14 protein-coding genes are annotated in these 18,779 nt (G+C 70.0%); 11 read left to right on the plus strand and 3 right to left on the minus strand.

Translation table 11 applies throughout. The annotated features are described in order from the left end of the window. Positions 1 to 5 precede the first annotated feature (5 nt). The 3 genes from PV646_RS29985 (at position 6) to PV646_RS29995 (ending at position 5,002) form a co-directional block, all read left to right on the plus strand. Positions 6 to 2,474: an alpha-L-arabinofuranosidase family protein gene (locus tag PV646_RS29985; RefSeq protein ID WP_500345638.1), complete on the plus strand. Its 2,469-nt coding sequence runs from the start codon at positions 6 to 8 to the stop codon at positions 2,472 to 2,474. Continuing rightward, on the plus strand, positions 2,471 to 3,907 hold the full coding sequence (locus PV646_RS29990; RefSeq protein WP_500345639.1) for a family 43 glycosylhydrolase: 1,437 nt from the start codon (positions 2,471 to 2,473) through the stop codon (positions 3,905 to 3,907). The genes PV646_RS29985 and PV646_RS29990 overlap by 4 nt, the downstream gene beginning before the upstream one ends. A gap of 81 nt (positions 3,908 to 3,988) precedes the next feature. After that, positions 3,989 to 5,002 (plus strand): LacI family DNA-binding transcriptional regulator, encoded by a 1,014-nt coding sequence (locus PV646_RS29995; RefSeq protein ID WP_500345640.1) that lies wholly within the window; start codon positions 3,989 to 3,991, stop codon positions 5,000 to 5,002. Between the two features lie 132 nt (positions 5,003 to 5,134). Here PV646_RS29995 and PV646_RS30000 read toward each other — a convergent pair whose 3' ends face one another. Next, on the minus strand, positions 5,135 to 5,362 hold the full coding sequence (locus PV646_RS30000; RefSeq protein ID WP_500345641.1) for a hypothetical protein: 228 nt from the start codon (positions 5,360 to 5,362) through the stop codon (positions 5,135 to 5,137). Positions 5,363 to 5,510: 148 nt separating this feature from the next. Here PV646_RS30000 and araB point away from each other — a divergent pair, with 148 nt between their 5' ends. The 3 genes from araB to araA are packed head-to-tail and all read left to right on the plus strand — an operon-like array spanning position 5,511 to position 9,357. After that, entirely contained in the window at positions 5,511 to 7,184 is a 1,674-nt protein-coding gene (araB, locus tag PV646_RS30005; RefSeq protein ID WP_500345869.1) for a ribulokinase, read from the plus strand. Beyond that, positions 7,184 to 7,837 (plus strand): L-ribulose-5-phosphate 4-epimerase, encoded by a 654-nt coding sequence (locus PV646_RS30010; RefSeq protein WP_500345642.1) that lies wholly within the window; start codon positions 7,184 to 7,186, stop codon positions 7,835 to 7,837. Before araB ends, PV646_RS30010 begins: the two co-directional genes overlap by 1 nt. A 17-nt stretch (positions 7,838 to 7,854) precedes the next feature. Then, positions 7,855 to 9,357: an L-arabinose isomerase gene (gene araA, locus PV646_RS30015; RefSeq protein WP_500345643.1), complete on the plus strand. Its 1,503-nt coding sequence runs from the start codon at positions 7,855 to 7,857 to the stop codon at positions 9,355 to 9,357. Here the strand turns inward: araA and PV646_RS30020 are convergent. Beyond that, positions 9,327 to 10,154, minus strand: a complete 828-nt coding sequence (locus PV646_RS30020; RefSeq protein ID WP_500345644.1) for an alpha/beta fold hydrolase — start codon at positions 10,152 to 10,154, stop codon at positions 9,327 to 9,329. The two genes, araA and PV646_RS30020, sit on opposite strands and share 31 nt — an antisense overlap. A gap of 193 nt (positions 10,155 to 10,347) precedes the next feature. Here PV646_RS30020 and PV646_RS30025 point away from each other — a divergent pair, with 193 nt between their 5' ends. From PV646_RS30025 to PV646_RS30035, 3 genes are all read left to right on the plus strand, one after another. Then, positions 10,348 to 11,088 carry a hypothetical protein gene (locus PV646_RS30025; RefSeq protein ID WP_500345645.1) on the plus strand — a complete coding sequence of 247 codons (741 nt, stop codon included), beginning with the start codon at positions 10,348 to 10,350 and terminating at the stop codon, positions 11,086 to 11,088. Between the two features lie 155 nt (positions 11,089 to 11,243). Next, entirely contained in the window at positions 11,244 to 13,205 is a 1,962-nt protein-coding gene (locus PV646_RS30030) for an RICIN domain-containing protein (RefSeq protein ID WP_500345646.1), read from the plus strand. 6 nt (positions 13,206 to 13,211) lie between these two features. Beyond that, positions 13,212 to 14,129 (plus strand): cellulose binding domain-containing protein, encoded by a 918-nt coding sequence (locus PV646_RS30035; RefSeq protein ID WP_500345647.1) that lies wholly within the window; start codon positions 13,212 to 13,214, stop codon positions 14,127 to 14,129. Here the strand turns inward: PV646_RS30035 and PV646_RS30040 are convergent, their stop codons facing one another. Further along, positions 14,130 to 15,113, minus strand: coding sequence for a LacI family DNA-binding transcriptional regulator (locus PV646_RS30040; RefSeq protein ID WP_500345648.1), 984 nt, complete (start codon positions 15,111 to 15,113; stop codon positions 14,130 to 14,132). It abuts the gene before it with no gap. Between the two features lie 74 nt (positions 15,114 to 15,187). Between PV646_RS30040 and PV646_RS30045 the strand changes: the two genes are divergently transcribed. Both PV646_RS30045 and PV646_RS30050 read left to right on the plus strand, forming a co-directional pair. After that, positions 15,188 to 16,360 (plus strand): MFS transporter, encoded by a 1,173-nt coding sequence (locus tag PV646_RS30045; RefSeq protein WP_500345649.1) that lies wholly within the window; start codon positions 15,188 to 15,190, stop codon positions 16,358 to 16,360. Between the two features lie 208 nt (positions 16,361 to 16,568). Beyond that, entirely contained in the window at positions 16,569 to 18,746 is a 2,178-nt protein-coding gene (locus PV646_RS30050) for a pectinesterase family protein (protein ID WP_500345650.1), read from the plus strand. Positions 18,747 to 18,779 lie beyond the last annotated feature (33 nt).

Here is an 18,779-nt window from a genome sequence, read left to right on the forward strand (position 1 = left end):
AACCCGTGCCCCGCAAGCACGTCCTGTTGAGCGCCGCTCTCGCGGCCAGCCTCCTGGTCGCCGTTCCCGGATCCGGGGCGGCCGCCGAAACCGACTACACGCTCAAGATCGACACCGCCCGGCAGGGCCCGTCGATCGACGACTCGATGTACGGCGTGTTCTTCGAGGACATCAACCGCGCCGCCGACGGCGGTCTGTACGCCGAACTGGTGCAGAACCGCTCGTTCGAGTACGACCCGGCGGACAACGCGAGCTACCACGGCCTGACCTCCTGGGCGCCGCACAGCGGCACCGTCGACGTCGCCGACGACAGCGGCCGCATGAACGAGCGCAACCGCCGTTACCTGAAGCTGGGCCTGCCCGCCGGTGTCATCAACTCCGGCTACAACAGCGGCATCGCCGTGCAGGGCGGCCAGCGCTACGACTTCTCGGTGTGGGCGCGAGCCGACCAGGCCGCGCAGCTCACCGCCACGATCACCGATCCCGCCGGAACCGCCCTGGGCGACCCGGTCAAGGTCCAGGTCCGCGGCGACGGCTGGACCCGGTACACCGGCACGATCCGCGCGAAGAGCTCCACCACGACGGGCAGGCTCCTGGTGACCGGCGGCGGCACCGGGACCCTGCGGCTCGACATGATCTCGCTGATGCCGCAGGACACCTTCAAGGGTCACGGTCTGCGTCGCGACCTCGCCGAGAAGATCGCCGCGCTGAAGCCCGGTTTCGTCCGCTTCCCCGGAGGCTGCCTGGTCAACACCGGCAGCCACTACGGCTACGACGCGCCGAACTTCGAGCGCCGCCGCTCGTACCAGTGGAAGGACACCATCGGCCCGGTCGAGCAGCGCGCGACGAACTGGAACTTCTGGGGCTACAACCAGTCCTACGGCCTCGGCTACTACGAGTACTTCCAGTTCTCCGAGGACGTCGGCGCCATGCCGCTGCCCGTCGTGCCGGCGCTCGTCACCGGCTGCGGGCAGAACCGCGCCACCGACGACCCCGCGCTGTTGCAGCGCCACATCCAGGACACGCTGGACCTGATCGAGTTCGCGAACGGCCCGGCCGACTCGGTCTGGGGTCGCAAGCGCGCCGAGATGGGGCACCCCAAGCCGTTCGAGCTCACCCACCTCGCGGTCGGCAACGAGGAGAACCTGCCCGACGAGTTCATGGCGCGCTTCACGAAGTTCCGCGACGCCATCAACGCGAAGCACCCGGGCATCACCGTCGTCAGCAACTCCGGCCCCGACGACACCGGCGGCACGTTCGACCGGCTGTGGCAGCTGAACAAGCAGGCCGGCGTGAAGATGATCGACGAGCACTACTACAACAGCCCGAGCTGGTTCCTGGAGAACAACAACCGCTACGACTCCTACGATCGCAACGGTCCCAAGGTGTTCCTCGGCGAATACGCCTCGCAGGACAACAAGTTCGCCAACGCGCTGAGCGAAGCGGCGTTCATGACCGGGCTCGAACGCAACGCCGACGTCGTGAAGCTCGCCTCGTACGCGCCGCTGCTGGCCAACGAGGACTACGTCCAGTGGCGCCCGGACATGATCTGGTTCAACAACCACGCGTCGTGGGGCTCGGCGAGCTACGAGGTGCAGAAGCTCTTCATGAACAACGTGGGTGACCACGTCGTGCCGAGCACCGCCTCCGCCACTCCGTCCACCCAGGCGCCCATCACCGGCGCGATCGGCCTCTCGACCTGGGCCACGGCCGCCACCTACGACGACGTGAACGTCACCAACGCCTCCGGCCAGTCGTTGTTCAGCGACGACTTCTCCGGCACCGACGCCCGGTGGACGAAGTCCGGCCGTGGCGCGTGGAACGTCGTGAACGGCGCCTACGTCCAGTCCGACGCGGCAGCCGAGGACACGCTCGTCACGGCGGGGGACAAGACCTGGCGCGACTACACGCTGAACCTCAAGGCGACCAAGCAGTCCGGGCGTGAGGGCTTCCTCGTCGCGTTCGGAGTGCAGGACACCGGCAACTACTACTGGTGGAACCTCGGCGGCTGGAACAACACCCAGTCCGCGGTGGAGAAGGCCGTCGGCGGTGGCAAGAGCGTGCTCGTCAGCAACGGCACCCGCATCGACACCGGCCGCACGTACGACGTGCGCGTCGAGGTCCGCGGCCGGCACGTCGCGCTGTTCCTCGACGGCCAGAAGTGGGGCGAGTTCACCGACGACAAGGTGGCCGAACCGTTCCGCCAGGTCGTCACCCGCGACCGCGCCACCGGTGAGCTGATCGTCAAGGTGGTCAACGCCCAGGACAACGCCGCGCGTACTCGCGTCGACCTCGGCGTCCCGGTGGCGTCGACGGCGCGGGCGACCGTGCTGCAGGGCCGTCCCGACGACGTGAACACCGAGTTCGCCCAGCCGATCCGCACCCGTGCGGAGCAGGTCAAGGTGGCGAGCAGCTTCACCCACACGTTCCCGCCCAATTCCGTGACGTTCCTCCGGATCAGGAGCCGCTCGTGATCTCCCGCCGATCTCTGCTGGCCACGGGCGGTGTGCTCGCCGCGACCGGGGCGCTGACCTCCGCCACACCCGTCGCCACCGCCGCCGAACCCGTCGCGGAGGTGCCGACCCGCAGCCCGCTCGTCGAGCAGCGCGCCGACCCGTTCATCACGCCGCCGACCGACGGCATGTACTACCTGACCGGGTCCGTGCCCGAGTACGACCGGGTCGTCATCCGCGGCGCGTCCACTCTGGACGGTCTGTCGGCCGCCCGTGAGCGCACCATCTGGCGGCGACCGGCGTCGGGGAAGATGGGTGGCTACATCTGGGCGCCGGAGCTGCACCGCATCGACGGCAAGTGGTACGTCTACTTCGCCGCGGGCGACAAGGACGAACCGTTCCGCATCCGCACCTACGTGCTGGAGTCGCCGAACGCCGACCCGCGCGAGGGCGGCTGGGTGCTGCGCGGGCAGATGGTGACGGCGTGGGACACGTTCACGCTCGACGCGACCACCTTCGCGCACCGCGGCAAGCGCTACTTCCTGTGGGCGCAGAGCGAGCCCGGCATCGCCACCAACACGAACCTCTACATCGCCGAGATGGCCTCACCGCTCGCGTTGAAGAGCGCGCCGGTGCGGATCGCGACGCCGACGCTGTCGTGGGAGGTGCAGGGCTTCAAGGTGAACGAGGGGCCGGCGGTGCTGATCCGCAACGGCCGCGTGTTCGTGACGTTCTCCGCGAGCGCCACCGACGCCCGTTACTGCATGGGCCTGCTGACCGCCGACGAGAACGCGAACCTGCTCGACGCGCGGTCGTGGACGAAGTCGCCCTCGCCGGTGTTCGCGACTCACGTGCCCACCTCGCAGTACGGGCCTGGGCACAACTCGTTCACCACGGTGGGTTCGGCCGACGTGCTCGTCTACCACGCGCGCGACTACCGCGACATCACCGGCGATCCGCTGTTCGACCCGAACCGGCACACCCGCGTCCAGCGGTTGCACTGGAACGCGGACGGCACACCGTCGTTCGGCGTCCCGGTCGGCCGTGGCGGGCCGATCGTGCGGCTGTCGCCTTTGGACGCGGCGTCGCTGGTGCTGCGGCACTACGAGTACCGGCTGCGGATCGACGGCAACGTCCGCGACGTCGGCGACTCGCAGTTCCGTTTCGTACCGGGATTTCTGGGTTCCGGCACGGTCGCGCTGCAGTCCGTGAACTTCCCCGACCGCTACGTGCGGGTGGACGGGGACGTGGTCCGCATCGACCCGTTCGAGGACACCGACGCGTACGGCCGCGCGGCCAGCTTCGTTCGCGTACCGGGACTTTCGGACCGTGGCGCGGTCTCTCTGCGTGCCGGTGCGGACACGTATCTGGCACATGACACCGGTCGTGTCGTGTTGTCCAGACCAAATAACGACCGCGACGCGCGCAGACGTGCCACATTCCGGATCGAATGAGTGGACAATGAGCACTGCATCGATGCCGGCCTGGTGTTATCGCTAACATCACGGGTGCAGATCAAGGATCGGAGACCGCCAGTGGAGAAGACCTCGCGTGACCCCGCGATGACCGATGTCGCTCGACTCGCCGGGGTGTCGCACCAGACGGTCTCGCGTGTGCTCAACAACCACCCGAACGTCCGCGAGCAGACCAGGCTGCGCGTGCAGGCCGCGATCAAGGAGCTCGACTACCGCCCCAACCGCGCGGCCCGCGCGCTGGTCACCGGCAAGACGCAGCTCATCGGCGTCGTGGCGCAGAATTCCACTTTGTACGGCCCGGCCTCGCTCCTGTCCGCCTTCGAGGAGGCGGCGGGGGAGGCCGGGTTCGCGGTCAGCGTCGGCAGGGTGAAGGTCCTGGACCGCGACTCCATCGCCGCGGCCGTGGAACGCCACCGCGACCAGCGGGTGGCGGGCATCGTGGTGATCGCCCCGAACTCGGGGGCCGCCGACGCCGTCGCCGACGTCCCGGCCGACGTCCCGCTCGTGACGGTGGACGGCGACCCGGACCGCCCGACCCCGCTGGTCACCGTCGACCAAGCCCGCGGAGCGTTCGAGGCGACGAAACACCTGATCGACGCGGGCCACGACACGGTCTGGCACGTCTCGGGCCCCGCCGACTGGTTCGACGCGGCGGGCCGCGTGGACGGCTGGCGCACGGCACTGGACGCGTGCGGCGCCGAGGTCCCGCCGGTGGTGGCGGCGGACTGGAGCGCCGCCTCCGGCTACCGGGCAGGGCAGATGCTGGCCAGGATGCCCGAGGTGACGGCCGTGTTCTGCTCGAACGACCACCTCGCCCTCGGCGTGCTGCGGGCGATGAGCGAACGCGGCAGGAAGGTGCCGCACGAGGTGAGCGTCGTCGGCTTCGACGACGTGCCGGAGGCGGCCTACTTCATCCCGCCGCTCACGACCGTGCGCCCGGACTTCGCCGCCGTGGCACACGAGACGCTCGGGTTGCTGCTCGAGCAGATCAGCGACGGGGAGACGGCTCGGCCGCGGCGGACGGTCGCGCCGATGCTGGTGAAGCGGGAGAGCGTGGCGCCGCCGCCCCGTTAGGCGGGAGTGGCCGCACCGTCCGTTGGTGTGGAGGTGGTGTGCCGCTGGTCGCCCGCGGGAGGTGCGGCCGGGGGCGATCAGCGAGGAGAGAGCAGGGACACCGCCCTTCTGCGAGGGCGGTTCGGCGAACGCCTACCGGCGTTCGCACCCCACCGCGCCGCCGTTGTCGGGTGCCGGGTCGGGCCGCCTTCGTGCCGCACGCAGGCGGACGGCTTCCCGGCGCCCCTCGCCCAGACCCGGTGCAGCGTCCCGGTCTGCCCGCATCCCGCCCCGGACCTCGGCCGCGGTCCCACGCACCCACGCGCTCGCCCCACCCGAGCCTCCGTTCGCGCCGCTCCCGCCACCCACGCGCTCGCCCACCCGAGCCTCCGTCCGCGCCGCTCCCGCCACCTGCGCGTTGTCGTGCGCTCACGCCGTAACCATTTCGGCCGCTTGCAGGGAAATCACGATGTTTCGGGCACATCTTGACTCCCTGATTGTTAGCGATAACACTCAGGTCGTGACTGACATGACGATCGACCGCGACGCGTGCGTGGTGGGTGTCGACTTCGGCACGCTGTCCGGCCGCGCCGTGGTCGTGCGCGTCCGCGACGGCGCCGAGCTCGGCACCGCTGTGCACGACTACCGCCACGGAGTGGTGGACCAGGTCTTGCCCGCCACCGGCCGGCCGTTGCCGCCGGAGTGGGCATTGCAGGTCCCGGCCGACTACCTCGACGTCCTGCGCACCGCCGTCCCGCAGGCCGTCGAGGCGGCCGGGATCTCGGCGGAGCAGGTGGTCGGCATCGGCACCGACTTCACCGCCTGCACGATGGTGCCGGTCACGGGGGACGGCACGCCGTTGTGCGACCTGCCGGAGTTCGCGGAGAACCCGCACGCCTACATCAAGCTGTGGCGTCACCACGCCGCCCAGCCGCAGGCGGACCGGATCAACGAGCTGGCCCGCCGGCGCAAGGAGCCGTGGCTCCCGCGGTACGGCGGGCTGATCTCCTCGGAGTGGGAGTTCGCCAAGGGACTGCAGGTGCTGGAAGAGGCGCCCGAGGTCTACGCGGCCATGGAGCACTGGGTCGAGGCCGCCGACTGGATCGTCTGGCAGCTCACCGGTACTTACACCCGCAACGCCTGCACCGCCGGGTACAAGGGCATCCTCCAGGACGGCGCGTACCCCACCCAAGACTTCCTCAACGAACTCAACCCGGAGTTCGCGGACTTCGTCGCGGACAAGCTCGACCACCCGCTGTCCGCGCTGGGCGACAAGGCGGGCACGCTCACCGAGCAGGCCGCTGAATGGACCGGTCTCCGGCAGGGCATCGCGGTGTCGGTCGGCAACGTCGACGCCCACGTGACCGCGCCCGCCGCGCAGGCCGTCGGGCCCGGCCAGATGGTCGCGATCATGGGCACCTCCACCTGTCACGTGATGAGCGGCGAGGAGCTGCACGAGGTCCCGGGCATGTGCGGCGTCGTCGACGGCGGCATCGTGCCGGGGCTGTGGGGGTACGAGGCGGGGCAGAGCGGCGTCGGGGACATCTTCGCGTGGTTCCTGCGCAACCAGGTGCCGCCGAGCTACCACGAGGAGGCCGCCGAACGCGGCATCAGCGTGCACGAGCTGCTCTCGGAACTGGCGGCACGGCAGGAAGTCGGTGAGCACGGGCTCGTCGCGCTCGACTGGCACAGCGGCAACAGGTCCGTGCTGGTCGACCACGAACTGTCCGGCGTGGTCGTCGGCCAGACACTCGCCACCAAGGCCGAGGACGTCTACCGCGCCCTTCTGGAAGCCACGGCGTTCGGCACGCGCGTCATCGTCGACACCTTCACCGACTCGGGCGTCCCGGTCACCGAGCTCGTGATCGCCGGTGGGCTCACCAAGAACAAGCTGCTGATGCAGATCTACGCCGACGTCGTGAACCTGCCGCTGTCGGTGATCGGATCGGCGCAGGGGCCGGCCCTCGGTTCGGCGATGCACGCCGCGGTGGCCGCCGGTGCGCACGAGGACATCCGTGCGGCCGCCGCCGCGATGGGGTCGGTGCGGCGCAACGTCTTCACGCCCGTCCAGAAGAACGTCGAGGCGTACGAACGGCTCTTCCTCGACTACCAGGAGCTGCACGACTACTTCGGCCGCGGTGCCAACGATGTCATGCACCGGCTGCGCGAGTACCGCCGCACCGCTCTGGAGGGGAGGAGCTGATGTCGCCCACCGCAGAGCTGCGGCGCACGGTCGCCGAGCTGCACCGCGAGCTGACCCGCTACGAGCTGGTGAGCTGGACGGCCGGCAACGTGTCGGCACGGGTGCCCGGCCACGAGCTGATGGTGATCAAGCCGTCCGGGGTGTCCTACGACGAGCTCGGTCCGCACGCGATGGTCGTGACGGACCTGCACGGCAACCTCAAAGAAGGCGAACTCGCGCCGTCGAGCGACACCGCGGCGCACGCGTACGTCTACCGGCACATGCCCGACGTCGGCGGTGTCGTGCACACGCATTCTCCCTACGCCACAGCGTGGGCGGCACGCGGAGAGCCCATCCCGTGCGTGCTCACGATGATCGCGGACGAGTTCGGCGGTGACGTGCCGGTCGGGCCGTTCGCGTTGATCGGCGACGACTCGATCGGCAAGGGCATCGTCGACACCCTGAGCACCAGCAGGTCGAAGGCCGTGCTGATGCGCAACCACGGCCCGTTCACCGTCGGCGCGACCGCGAAGGCGGCCGTGAAGGCCGCGGTGCTGCTCGAGGACGTCGCCCGCACCGTCCACTTCGCACTCCAACTCGGCAAGCCCGACGTGATCGACAAGCAGGACGTCGACAAGCTCTACGAGCGCTACCAGAACGTTTACGGCCAGTGAGCCCAGAAGGAGAGCACATGGCGGACAAGCCCCAGATCTGGTTCCTCACCGGCAGCCAGCACCTCTACGGGCCCGAGACGCTGGACCAGGTCGCGGCGCAGTCCCAGCAGATCCAGCGGATGCTCAGCGACTCCCGCCGGATCAGCGCCGAGATCGTGTGGAAGCCGGTCCTGACGGACTCCGGCGCCATCCGGAAGGTCATGCAGGAGGCGAACAACGACGTGTCGTGCGTCGGCGTGATCGCGTGGATGCACACGTTCTCCCCGGCGAAGATGTGGATCACCGGGCTGGACCTGCTGCGCAAACCGCTGCTGCACCTGCACACCCAGCTCAACGAGGCGCTGCCGTGGTCCACGATCGACATGGACTTCATGAACCTCAACCAGGCCGCGCACGGCGACCGCGAGTTCGCGTACGTGCAGACGCGGATCGGAGTGGCGCGCAAGACGGTCGCGGGGCACGCGAGTGATCCCGTGGTGGCGGACCGGATCGACGGCTGGGCCCGTGCCGCCACCGGTGTCGCCCACCTGCGCGGCCTCAAGCTGGCCCGTTTCGGCGACAACATGCGCGACGTCGCCGTGACCGAGGGCGACAAGGTCGAGGCGGAGCTGCGGTTCGGCGTCTCGGTCAACACCTACGGCGTCAACGACCTCGTGGCCGTGGTCGACGAGGTGCCCGACGCCCGCATCGACCTGCTCGTGGCCGACTACGCCGAGGCCTACCGGCTCGGCCCGGAGCTGGCGCGCGGGGGAGAGCGGCACGACTCGCTGCGCTACGCCGCCCGCATCGAGATCGGCATGAGGTCCTTCCTGGACGACGGCGGGTTCGGCGCGTTCACGACGAACTTCCAGGACCTGGGCGGGCTGCGGCAGCTGCCGGGTCTCGCCGTGCAGCGGTTGATGGCGGACGGCTACGGCTTCGGCGGTGAGGGCGACTGGAAGACCTCGGCGCTGCTCGCCGCCGTGAAGGCCATGGGCACCGGCACGGGTCGCGGCACGTCGTTCATGGAGGACTACACCTACCACTTCGGGCCGGGTGAGCCGAAGATCCTCGGCGCGCACATGCTCGAGGTGTGCCCGACGATCGCCGCCGCCCAGCCGTCGTGCGAGATCCACCCGCTGGGCATCGGCGACCGGGAGGACCCGGTGCGCCTGGTGTTCGACGCCGCGACCGGACCCGCCGTCGTGGTGGGCCTGGCCGACATGGGCGACCGGTTCCGCCTGGTGGCCAACGAGGTCACGGTCGTGGAACCGGACGAGCCGCTGCCGAAGCTGCCGGTCGCGAGGGCCGTGTGGAAGCCTGCGCCGTCGCTCTCGACGTCCGCGGAGTGCTGGCTCACCGCGGGCGGCCCGCACCACACGGTGATGACGCAGGCCGTCGGAGCCGAGGTGCTGCGGGACTTCGCGCAGATGGCCGCCACGGAGCTGGTGCTGATCGACTCCGAGACGACCCCTGCCTCGTTCGGTGACCGGCTGCGCTGGAACTCCGCCTACCACCGCCTGGCGCTGGGAATCAACTGACGGGCGTGGAACTCGGCGATCTGCCGCCACATCGCGACGGGGTTGGAGTACATGGGGAGCTGCCCGCTGTGCGGGATCTCCGCCAGCTCCACCCCGTTCGCGTCGAGCAGGGGCAGGTAGGACAGGGCCGCGCACTGCTCGCCGTAGAGGTACATCTTCGGGCAGGGCAGTGACAGGAACCCCTGCAGCAGGTTCCCGTGGTCGGCGAGTTCGACCATCGAACGGAAGAGCGTCGGCAGGGCACCGCGGCGGACCTTGGTGGGAAGGTTCGCCGCGTAGAGCCCGCCGCCGTAACAAGGAGTCTCGCGGCTGCGCTCGGCCAGCGCGAAGACGTAGGCGCCCGGATCGTCGTGGCGCAGCGCCTCCCGGCTCAGCACGCAGTCCTCGGGGGCGAGGATGCCCTTGATGTTCACGAAGCTCAGGACGCGGCCCGGTTCCCTGCGGGCCAGCATGAGCGCCGCGAGCGCACCGGTGAGGTGCCCGACGACGTGGAACCGCCCGATGCCCGCTCGGTCGAGCATCGCGTGGAGGGTGTCCGCCAGGAACGGCAGGTCGACCGCTCCGAGGTCGGCGCACTCCGTGGCACCCGCACCCGGCGCGTCGTAGGCGAGGAAGGACCTCCCGGCGAAGTCGTGCCGCTGCAGGACGTCGAGGTAGTCCTCCTTGCTCGTGCCGAACCCGTGCAGGAAGACGACGGGGGCGTCGACGCCTTCCCTGCGCACCGACGCGACCCGGAGGTTCACTCCCCGGACTCGCAACGGGATCTGCTCGTGGACGACTCTGTCTGCCGAAGGCATGGCTGTTCCCCGGTTCTTCGCAGGTGCGGGACTGCGGAATGAATCGTGAGCATGCCAAAAGCTGTGAACGCTCACAAGTAGTTGAACCTTTGCCTTTCCCGGTACGTATCCCGCTGTGCCGGCAGAAAACGTCCCCTAGTCGTGAGGTTCGAATATGTCGAGAGCGCATGCACGACCGCAGCGGAGCAAGCGTGTGATCGTCGCCGGAGTCGCTGTGGCCGCGACGCTGACGGCGGTGACGGCGGCGGTCGCCTTCGCCGGTGGAGAGACCGGGACCGGTTCGATCGCGTGTCCCCAGCCGGTCGTCCCGGCGGCGCCGGCCGCCGCTCAGGCGGAGGTGCAGCGGGAGCTCGCCAACCTGGACAAGCAGATAGCCGAGGCGAACAACCGGCTGCGCACGTCGGCCGGTGAAGGCGGGCCGAACTTCGTGCAGAACGCGATTCTCGGTCCGTTGAAGGACAAGCGGGTCGCGGCGCTGAACCGCATCGAGACCGCCATCGGCCGGGTCGCCGAGAAGCCGGAGGGCCTGGAGAGGTTCGCGACCTGCGGACTCGGCCAGGCACCGGCCGTGGCCCCCGCGCCGGCGACCTCGAAGACGACCCCGAAGCCCGCGTCGACCGGCACCGGCGGTACGGGTGGGACGGCGGCCGGCGGGGTGATCGAGTGTCCGTTGCCGGTCGTGCAGAACGTGCCGGCGGCCGCGCGCGCCGAGGTCGACCGCGAGCTCGCCAACCTCGGCAAGCAGCAGGCGGAGGCGAACGAGAGGCTGCGCACCTCGGTGGGTCAGGGTGGCCCGAACTTCGTGCAGAACGCGATTCTCGGTCCGTTGAAGGACAAGCGGGTCGCGGCGCTGAACCGCATCGAGACCGCCATCGGCCGGGTCGCCCAGAAGCCGGAAGGCCTGGAACGCTTCGCCACCTGCTCGCTCAAGTAGCTCTCCTCGGGGCTCGGGCGAGTGGGCCCGCCTCCTCGGGGGCGAGCGTCCCAGGGGTCCTGCCGGCGGTCGCGCCTCCGTCCGGCAGGACCTTGACTCCCCAGTAGGTTCTCGATAGATGTTAGCGTGAACATCGCGCGTTCAACGGAGAACCGATGACCAGACTTCTCGCTCTGCTCGCCGTTTCGGCGCTCACCCTCTCCACCGCGGCCCCCGCCACGGCAGCCGTCGAGGCGGTCACGGTGAGACCGGATCCGACCTACCAGCAGGAGCCGTTCCAGGGCTGGGGCACGAGCCTGGTGTGGTTCGCCAACGCCACCGGCGGTTACCCGGACGAGATCCGCAACCAGCTGGCGGAGCTGCTGTTCGGCGAGGACGGGCTCAACCTCAACATCGCGCGGTACAACATCGGCGGCGGCAACGCTCCGGACGTGCCGCAGTACCTGAGGGCGGGTGCCGCCGTCCCCGGCTGGTGGAAGGCTCCGGCCGGCACCACCCGCGCGGACACCGACTGGTGGAAGCCGGGCGATCCGCGCTTCTTCGACAAGGCGGCAGATCCGCGGCAGCGGTGGTGGGTGGACCGGATCAAGCAGGACGTGACCCGGTGGGAGTCGTTCAGCAACTCGCCGCCGTGGTTCCAGACCGTGAGCGGGTACGTGTCGGGCGGCTTCGACCCGAACGCGGACCAGTTGCGGGAGGACAGGATCGGCGACTTCGCCGCCTACCTCGCCCAGGCGACCGCGGAGCTGGAACGGGCCCACGGCATCAAGTTCGCCACGGTCGACCCGTTCAACGAGCCCAACACCTCCTACTGGAAAACGACTCTCGGCCCGGACGGCAACCCGACGGGCGGGCGCCAGGAAGGTGCCCACCTCGGCCCGGCCCTGCAGGCCAAGGTCGTGCCCGCGATGGCGCAGGCGTTGCGCGCCAATCGTCTGAAAGCCACCGTCTCCGCGCCGGACGAGACCAACCCCGGGATCTTCGCCGACGACTGGGCGGGTTATCCGGCCGCGGTGCGCGACCAGGTCGGCCAGTTGAACGTGCACACCTACGGCACGGGCCGCCGCACGTCCGCGCGGGACATCGCCAAGGGCTCGGACAAGCCGCTCTGGATGAGCGAGGTCGACGGGCACTGGGGCACCGGGCAGAGCTTCACCAGCATGGAACCCGGCCTCGGCATCGCCGAGCGCGTGATCGACGACCTGCGCGAGCTCGAACCCCGCGCCTGGCTGCTGTGGCAGGCCGTCGAGGACTACAACAACATGACGCCCGGCGCCGAGTCCCCGAACGGCATGAACTGGGGTGTCATCCAGATCCCGTTCAACTGCGGTGCCCAGGACTCGCTGGCGACGTGCCCGGCGCGCGTGAACACGAAGTTCCACGCGCTGCGCAACTTCACGCACTTCGTGAAGCCCGGTGATCGTCTGGTCAAGGTCAACACGACGACCGACGTGGCCGCGGTGCGCAACACCGAGCTGAAGTCGGTGGTGCATCTGAACAAGAGCGAGCAGGCCCAGTCCGTGACGCTGGACCTGTCGGCGTTCGCCTCGGTGCGGCCGGGCGCGTCCGTCCGTCCCGTCGTGACGGACCAGTACGGCGCGTTGATGAAGGGCGCGGCCGTGCGCGTGAAGGACCGCAAGGCGACGCTGTCCGTGCCCGCCAAGTCGGTCACCACGTTCGAGGTGAGCGGTGTCAGCGGGGTGAACCGTGCGGCCGCCCTCGGCGGTGAGCACCGGCTCACCGGGGTGCAGAGCGGCAAGTCCCTCGCGCCGTCGGGCACCTCGCTCGTCCAGCGCACCACGGACCCGGCCGCGGCGAACCAGATGTGGCGTCTGGAGCGCCGGGCGGGTGGTTACGACAACCGCGCCCAGTTCTCCGTCGTGAACAAGGCCACCGGCCAGCGGATCGCGGCAGAGGGCGGCACCGTCGTGCTGACCTCGTCCGACGGACCGTCCGCGCGGTGGGTGCTGTCGTCCACCGGGGACGGCACCTGGACGTTCGTCAACGCGCAGAACGGAAGCCTGCTCGACGTGGCAGGGGAGTCGCGTGAGGATGGTGCCCGGATCGGGCTGTACCACGCGACCTCAGGCCCCAACCAACGATGGTCCGTGGGATAGATGTTGATGCGCAAGCAGTTGCTGGTGGTCCTGGTCCTGTGCACCGGAGCGTGCACGGCGGGGCCACCGGCGCCCGAACCCTCCCCCCGCGCGCCCTGGAAACCGCCCTCCCTGATCAACCAGGAGGTGCGGTCCCAGGACGTGCTGCACTTCGTGCGCGACGTCGTCGACAGCCGGACCGTCGAGCTGGCGGACGGCACGAAGGCGCGCATCGCCCAGCTGGCGCAGCCGGGGGAGTGCTGGGCCGAAAGCGCGCTCTCGTTCGCCAGGACGACGTTGCTGGCCAGCGCGGTCCGCGTCAGCCCTGTCCTCTCCGGTGACGTGAACCTGGCGCTGGAGGACGGGACGGACTACGCGTTGCTCGCGGTGCGGCAGGGCGTGCTGCGGCCGGAAGGGGTCGACGGAGGGGCACTGGTCACCGCCGAGTCCGAGGCTTCCGCGGAGCGCAAAGGCTTGTGGGGCCCGCCGTGCGACGGTTCCGTCACCGCACGCCCGACCACGACGACGATCGTCCCGGTGCCCACGACGGTTCCTCCTCCGCCCCCGCCACCTCGTCGCACGACCACCGCCGTGCCACCACCACCGGCACCGACACCTCCCGCACCACCCTGTGCCGTCGCCTACCGCATCACCGGCCAGTGGCCCAACGGGTTCCAGGCGAACGTGAGCGTGCGCAACACGGGCTCCACGCCGCTCAACGGCTGGACGTTGCGGTGGAGTTTCGCGAACGGACAGACCGTCACGGACATGTGGAACGCGAAAGCGCGGCAATCGGGTGCCACCGTCAACGCGGCGAACGCCGACTACAACCCGAGAATGGGTCCAGGAGAGTCGGTGACGATCGGGTTCAACGGCTCGGCGCGCGGCGCGAACGCCGTTCCCGGCGCGTTCGCGCTCAACGGTCAGGCCTGCTCGATCGAATGATCAGGCGCTGTCGCGAACGACGAGCGCGGAAGGGTAGAAAGTCGCCCCGGAGGTGTCGCGGCGGTCGAGGACCGCTCGCGCCGCCGCCGTGGCGATCTCCTCCACCGGATGCGTGCTCGTCGTGAGCGCCGGCCTGCTCAGCCCCGCGAAGGCGATGTCGTCGAACCCGGCGACCGCCACGTCGCCCGGCACCCGCACACCCAGCGCGTGCAGTCCGTCGAGGACACCGAGCGCGGTCAGGTCGCTGAGCGCGAACACCGCGTCCGTGTCCGGCCAGCGCGCCATGATCTCGATGGCCGCCTCGGCGCCCCTGAGGGCCGTGAAGTCGCCCGGGACGACCCTGGGCTCGCCGCCGCTGTCGTGCAGCACCTTCCGGTAGGCCTCGACGGCGCGGTCGCCGCAGGGCAGCCAGGACGGCCCGGTGACCATCGCGATGCGGCTCCGGCCGCTGCGCACGAGGTGCCGCACGACCCCGTCGGTGCCCGAGCGGTTGTCGACGTCGAAGGACGGCACCTGCCTCGTGCCGACCCCGACCGCGGCGACCCGTCCGCGCAGCGTGCGCGGCACGGTCTCCAGCGCGGGTCGGGTCGGGTTCACCACCACGAGACCCCCGAGCCCGCGGCCGTCGGCGAGGCGCGCGAGTGAACCGGGATCGTGCAAGGGTAGCCAGTGCAGGGAGACGCCGACCTCGCGTTCGGCGGCGACGTGCGCGGCCGAGGTCAGCACGCGGCCGACGTAGGGATCGTCGAGCACGGCGGCGGTGTGGCCGATGACGGCGATGGCGAGGCGCGTGCCGGTGCGGGTGACCAGCGCGCGGGCGGAGGCGTCCGGAACGTAGCCGAGCGCGGCCACCGCGGCGGTGACCCTGTCCCTGGTGTGTTGTGATGCCGGTCCCTGTCCCGTGACAACACGTGAGGCGGTGGCCCGGGACACGCCCGCGGCCCGTGCCACGTCATCCAGCGTGGCGGTGCGTTCTGCCGTCATCACAACAGTATTGCGGTGGAAGCGCTTCCATGTGTGGGGTAAGAACTTCAGTATCGAGAAAGGGAGGGACCGGGATGTCGGTCACGGTGCCGCGCAGTCAGGTCCGAGCCGCCGCGGCGGGGGTCGCGGTGACCTTCGGACTCAACGGTGTGGCGGTGGCGACCTGGTTCGCCCGCGTCCCCGCCGCCCGTGACGCGCTCGGCCTGACACCGGGCGCGCTGGGGTTGTTGCTGTTGTCGATGTCGGCGGGCGCGTGCCTGGCGATGCTCACCGCCGGCGAGGTCACTCACCGCCTCAGGCCGCGCCTCACGGTCTCGGTGTCCGCCGTGACCGTCGCGGTGGGACTCGCGGTCGCCGGCGTGGGCATCGGCGCGTACCCGTCGGCCGTGCTGACGGCGATCGGGATCTTCACGCTCGGCTACGGCTCGGGCCTGTGCGACGTGGCGATGAACGTCGAGGCCGCCGAGGTCGAACGCGCACTCGGCAAGACGGTGATGCCGCGCTTCCACGCCATGTGGAGCCTCGGCACCGTCGCCGCCGCGGGGCTCGCGTCTCTGGTGGCGTGGGCCGTGCTGCCGGTGACCGCACACCTGGGCGCGGTGGCAGTGGTGGTCGCCGTGGGCACCCTGGTGGCGTCCCGCACCTACCAGCTGGCGGGCGAGGCCGAACACGGTCGAGGCAGCGGCGTCATGGCCGCGTGGCGCGAACCCCGCACGTTGCTGATCGGACTCCTCGTGCTCGTGCTGGCGTTCACCGAGGGCACCGCGAACGACTGGGTGGCGGTGGCGTTCATCGACGGCTACACGCTCGACCCGGCACTGGGCGCGATCGTGTTCGGCGTGTTCGTCACGACGATGACGTTCGGCCGCATCTTCGGCACCATCGCACTCGACCGCTGGGGCCGGGTGCCGGCGATCCTCGTCTCGATGCTGCTCGCGGCCTCCGGTGTGACGCTCGCGGTGTTCGCCGGCTCTCCCGCCGTGGCGATCGCGGGCGTGGCGGTGTGGGGGCTGGGAACCGCTTTGGGGTTCCCGGTCGGGATGAGTGCCGCCGCGGACGATCCGGCTCGAGCCGCCGCTCGGGTGAGCGTGGTGGCGGTCATCGGGTACACCGCGTTCCTCGCCGGGCCTCCGCTCGTGGGGTTCCTGGGGAACGACGTGGGGGTGCTGCGGGCACTGCTGATCGTGCCGGTGCTGTTGCTGCCCGCGCTGGCGCTCGTGCCGATGCTGAAGCCGCCGAAGGACTGAGTCCTTCCGGAGAAACCCGAACGCCGCGATCAGTGATGATCGCGGCGTTCGCGCATTCGACGGTATTCGACTCGAATAATCGTCGAATACCGTCGCGGATCATCGAATGAATTCACTTCGTTGACGCATGGCGAACACATTCGTATTCTCGGTTCACGATCGTGGACGGTGTTCAAGAATGTGAATCCTTTCTGAAGGGTATTCCGTCATGCGGCTTTTCGTTGGCGCGCTGGCTTTCGCCTGCGCGGTTACCGGGGCGGTCCCGGCTCACGCCGGTCACGACCCGGCGCGGCAGGTGCTGGCCGCAGGGGACGGCTGGGCGTCGGCCGGGCCCGGCACGACCGGGGGTGCGGCGGCGCCGGCCTCGCACGTGCACGAGGTGCGCACGCGGGCCGAGCTCGTCGCGGCGCTCGCGGCACCGGCGCCGCGGATCGTCAAGGTCAAGGGTGTGATCGACGCTAACACCGGTGTCGACGGGAAACCGTTGCGCTGCAGCGACTACGCGGTCGACGGGTACACGCTGGAGGGGTATCTCGCGGCCTACGACCCCGCGGTGTGGGGATGGGAGCGTGAGCCCGAAGGGGCGCTCGAGAACGCTCGGGTCGCGTCGGCGAAGAAGCAGGAGGCGACGATCGCGCTCACCGTGCCGGCGGACACCACGATCATCGGTGTCGGGCGCGGGGCCGGGATCACCGGTGGCAGCCTGCGGATCCACAACAGCGGCAACGTGATCGTGCGCAACCTGACCTTCCGCGACACCCGCGACTGCTTCCCGCAGTGGGATCCCACGGACAACAGTCCCGGTGCGCCTCCCGGCAACTGGAACTCGCTCTACGACTCCGTGTCGATCCAGCGGTCGGAGCACGTGTGGGTCGACCACAGCACGTTCACCGACGAGCCGAACGTCGACAGCACCCAGCCGCTCCACTTCGGACGGCCCTACCAGGTGCACGACGGCCAGCTCGACATCACGAACGGGTCCGACCTCGTCACGGTGTCGCGCAACGTCTTCGCCGAGCACGGCAAGACGATGCTGATCGGCTCGTCGAACAGTTCGACGGTCGATCCCGGCAAGCTGCGGGTCTCGGTGCACCACAACGTCTTCCGCAACGTGCTCGAACGCGCGCCGCGGGTGCGGTTCGGCCAGGTGCACGTCTACAACAACCTGTACGAGGGCCCGCCGACCTACAGCTGGGGTGTCGGCGTCAGGTCGCAGATCTACGCGCAGAACAACCACATCAAGGGCATCACGCCCGAGAAGATCGTCTACAACTGGGGCGGCACGGCGCTCACCGACGTCGGCAACCTCGTCGACGGCAAGCCGACGAGCCTGGTCAACGCTCACAACGCGGCCAACCCGGGCAAGGAGCTCGGCGCCGACGCCGGGTGGACGCCGACGCTGAACCGGGGACTGGAACCCGCGCACCGGATCAAGCACCTCCAGGCGGGTGCGCAACCGGCCGGGCACCACCTCGTCGTCGGGCAGGGGTTCGCGACCGTGCAGGCCGCGATCGACGCGGCCTCGGCCGGCGCGGTGATCACTCTGCCGAAGGGCGTGTACCGGGAGGTCGTCAAGATCCCCCAGAGCAAGGCGAACCTCACGCTCAGGGGTGCCACCGGACGTGCGCAGGACGTCGTGATCGACTACGACAACGCCAGCGGCACGAAGAAGCCCGACGGCACGACGTACGGCACGACGGGCAGCGCCACGGCCACCATCGCCGCGGACGGGTTCACCGCCCGCGACCTCACCTTCCGCAACTCCTTCGACCGCGCGCAGCACCCGGAGATCACGGCGACGCAGGCCGTCGCCGTCAAGGCCACCGGGGACAGGGCGTTCTTCGACCGCGTGCGGTTCGAAGGCCACCAGGACACCCTCTACGCCGACTCGTCGTCCACCACGACGCGGTCGCGTCAGTACTACCGGGACTGCGCCATCACCGGTGACGTCGACTTCCTCTTCGGCCGGGCCACGGCGGTCTTCGAGCGGGCGACCATCACCGCGTTGAACCGCGGCCAGAACCCCAACGGGTACGTGACGGCGGCCAGCACGCGCAAGGACAACCCGCACGGTTTCCTGATCGTCGACTCGAAGATCCGCAGCGACGCCCCCGCGGGCACGTACTTCCTCGGCAGGCCGTGGCACCCCGGCGGTGACCCGGACGCGATCGCCCAGGTCGTCATCCGCGACACCGAGCTCCCGGCCGCGATCAAGAGCGCGCCGTGGACCGACATGTCCGGTTTCCCGTGGCGTGGCGCGAGGTTCGCGGAGTACCGCAACACCGGACCCGGCGCGGGCACCGGACCCGACCGCCCGCAGCTCACCGCGGACCAGGCGCGCAACCACACCAAGGCCGCCTACCTGAGCGGGTGGAACCCCGCGTGAGGACCCGCACCTGGGCGCCTTACGCCCTGATCG

Source organism: Streptomyces sp. ID05-26A (assembly GCF_033794685.1).
Taxonomy (GTDB): domain Bacteria; phylum Actinomycetota; class Actinomycetes; order Mycobacteriales; family Pseudonocardiaceae; genus Lentzea.

Bases quoted from the DNA above. Each gene is read 5' to 3' on its own strand.
- PV646_RS30045 (WP_500345649.1), top strand. From the start codon at position 15,188: ATGTCGGTCACGGTGCCGCGCAGTCAGGTCCGAGCCGCCGCGGCGGGG.
- PV646_RS30010 (WP_500345642.1), top strand. From the start codon at position 7,184: ATGTCGCCCACCGCAGAGCTGCGGCGCACGGTCGCCGAGCTGCACCGC.
- araB (WP_500345869.1), top strand. From the start codon at position 5,511: ATGACGATCGACCGCGACGCGTGCGTGGTGGGTGTCGACTTCGGCACG.
- araA (WP_500345643.1), top strand. From the start codon at position 7,855: ATGGCGGACAAGCCCCAGATCTGGTTCCTCACCGGCAGCCAGCACCTC.
- PV646_RS30050 (WP_500345650.1), top strand. From the start codon at position 16,569: ATGCGGCTTTTCGTTGGCGCGCTGGCTTTCGCCTGCGCGGTTACCGGG.
- PV646_RS30035 (WP_500345647.1), top strand. From the start codon at position 13,212: ATGCGCAAGCAGTTGCTGGTGGTCCTGGTCCTGTGCACCGGAGCGTGC.
- PV646_RS30040 (WP_500345648.1), bottom strand. From the start codon at position 15,113: ATGACGGCAGAACGCACCGCCACGCTGGATGACGTGGCACGGGCCGCG.
- PV646_RS30030 (WP_500345646.1), top strand. From the start codon at position 11,244: ATGACCAGACTTCTCGCTCTGCTCGCCGTTTCGGCGCTCACCCTCTCC.
- PV646_RS30020 (WP_500345644.1), bottom strand. From the start codon at position 10,154: ATGCCTTCGGCAGACAGAGTCGTCCACGAGCAGATCCCGTTGCGAGTC.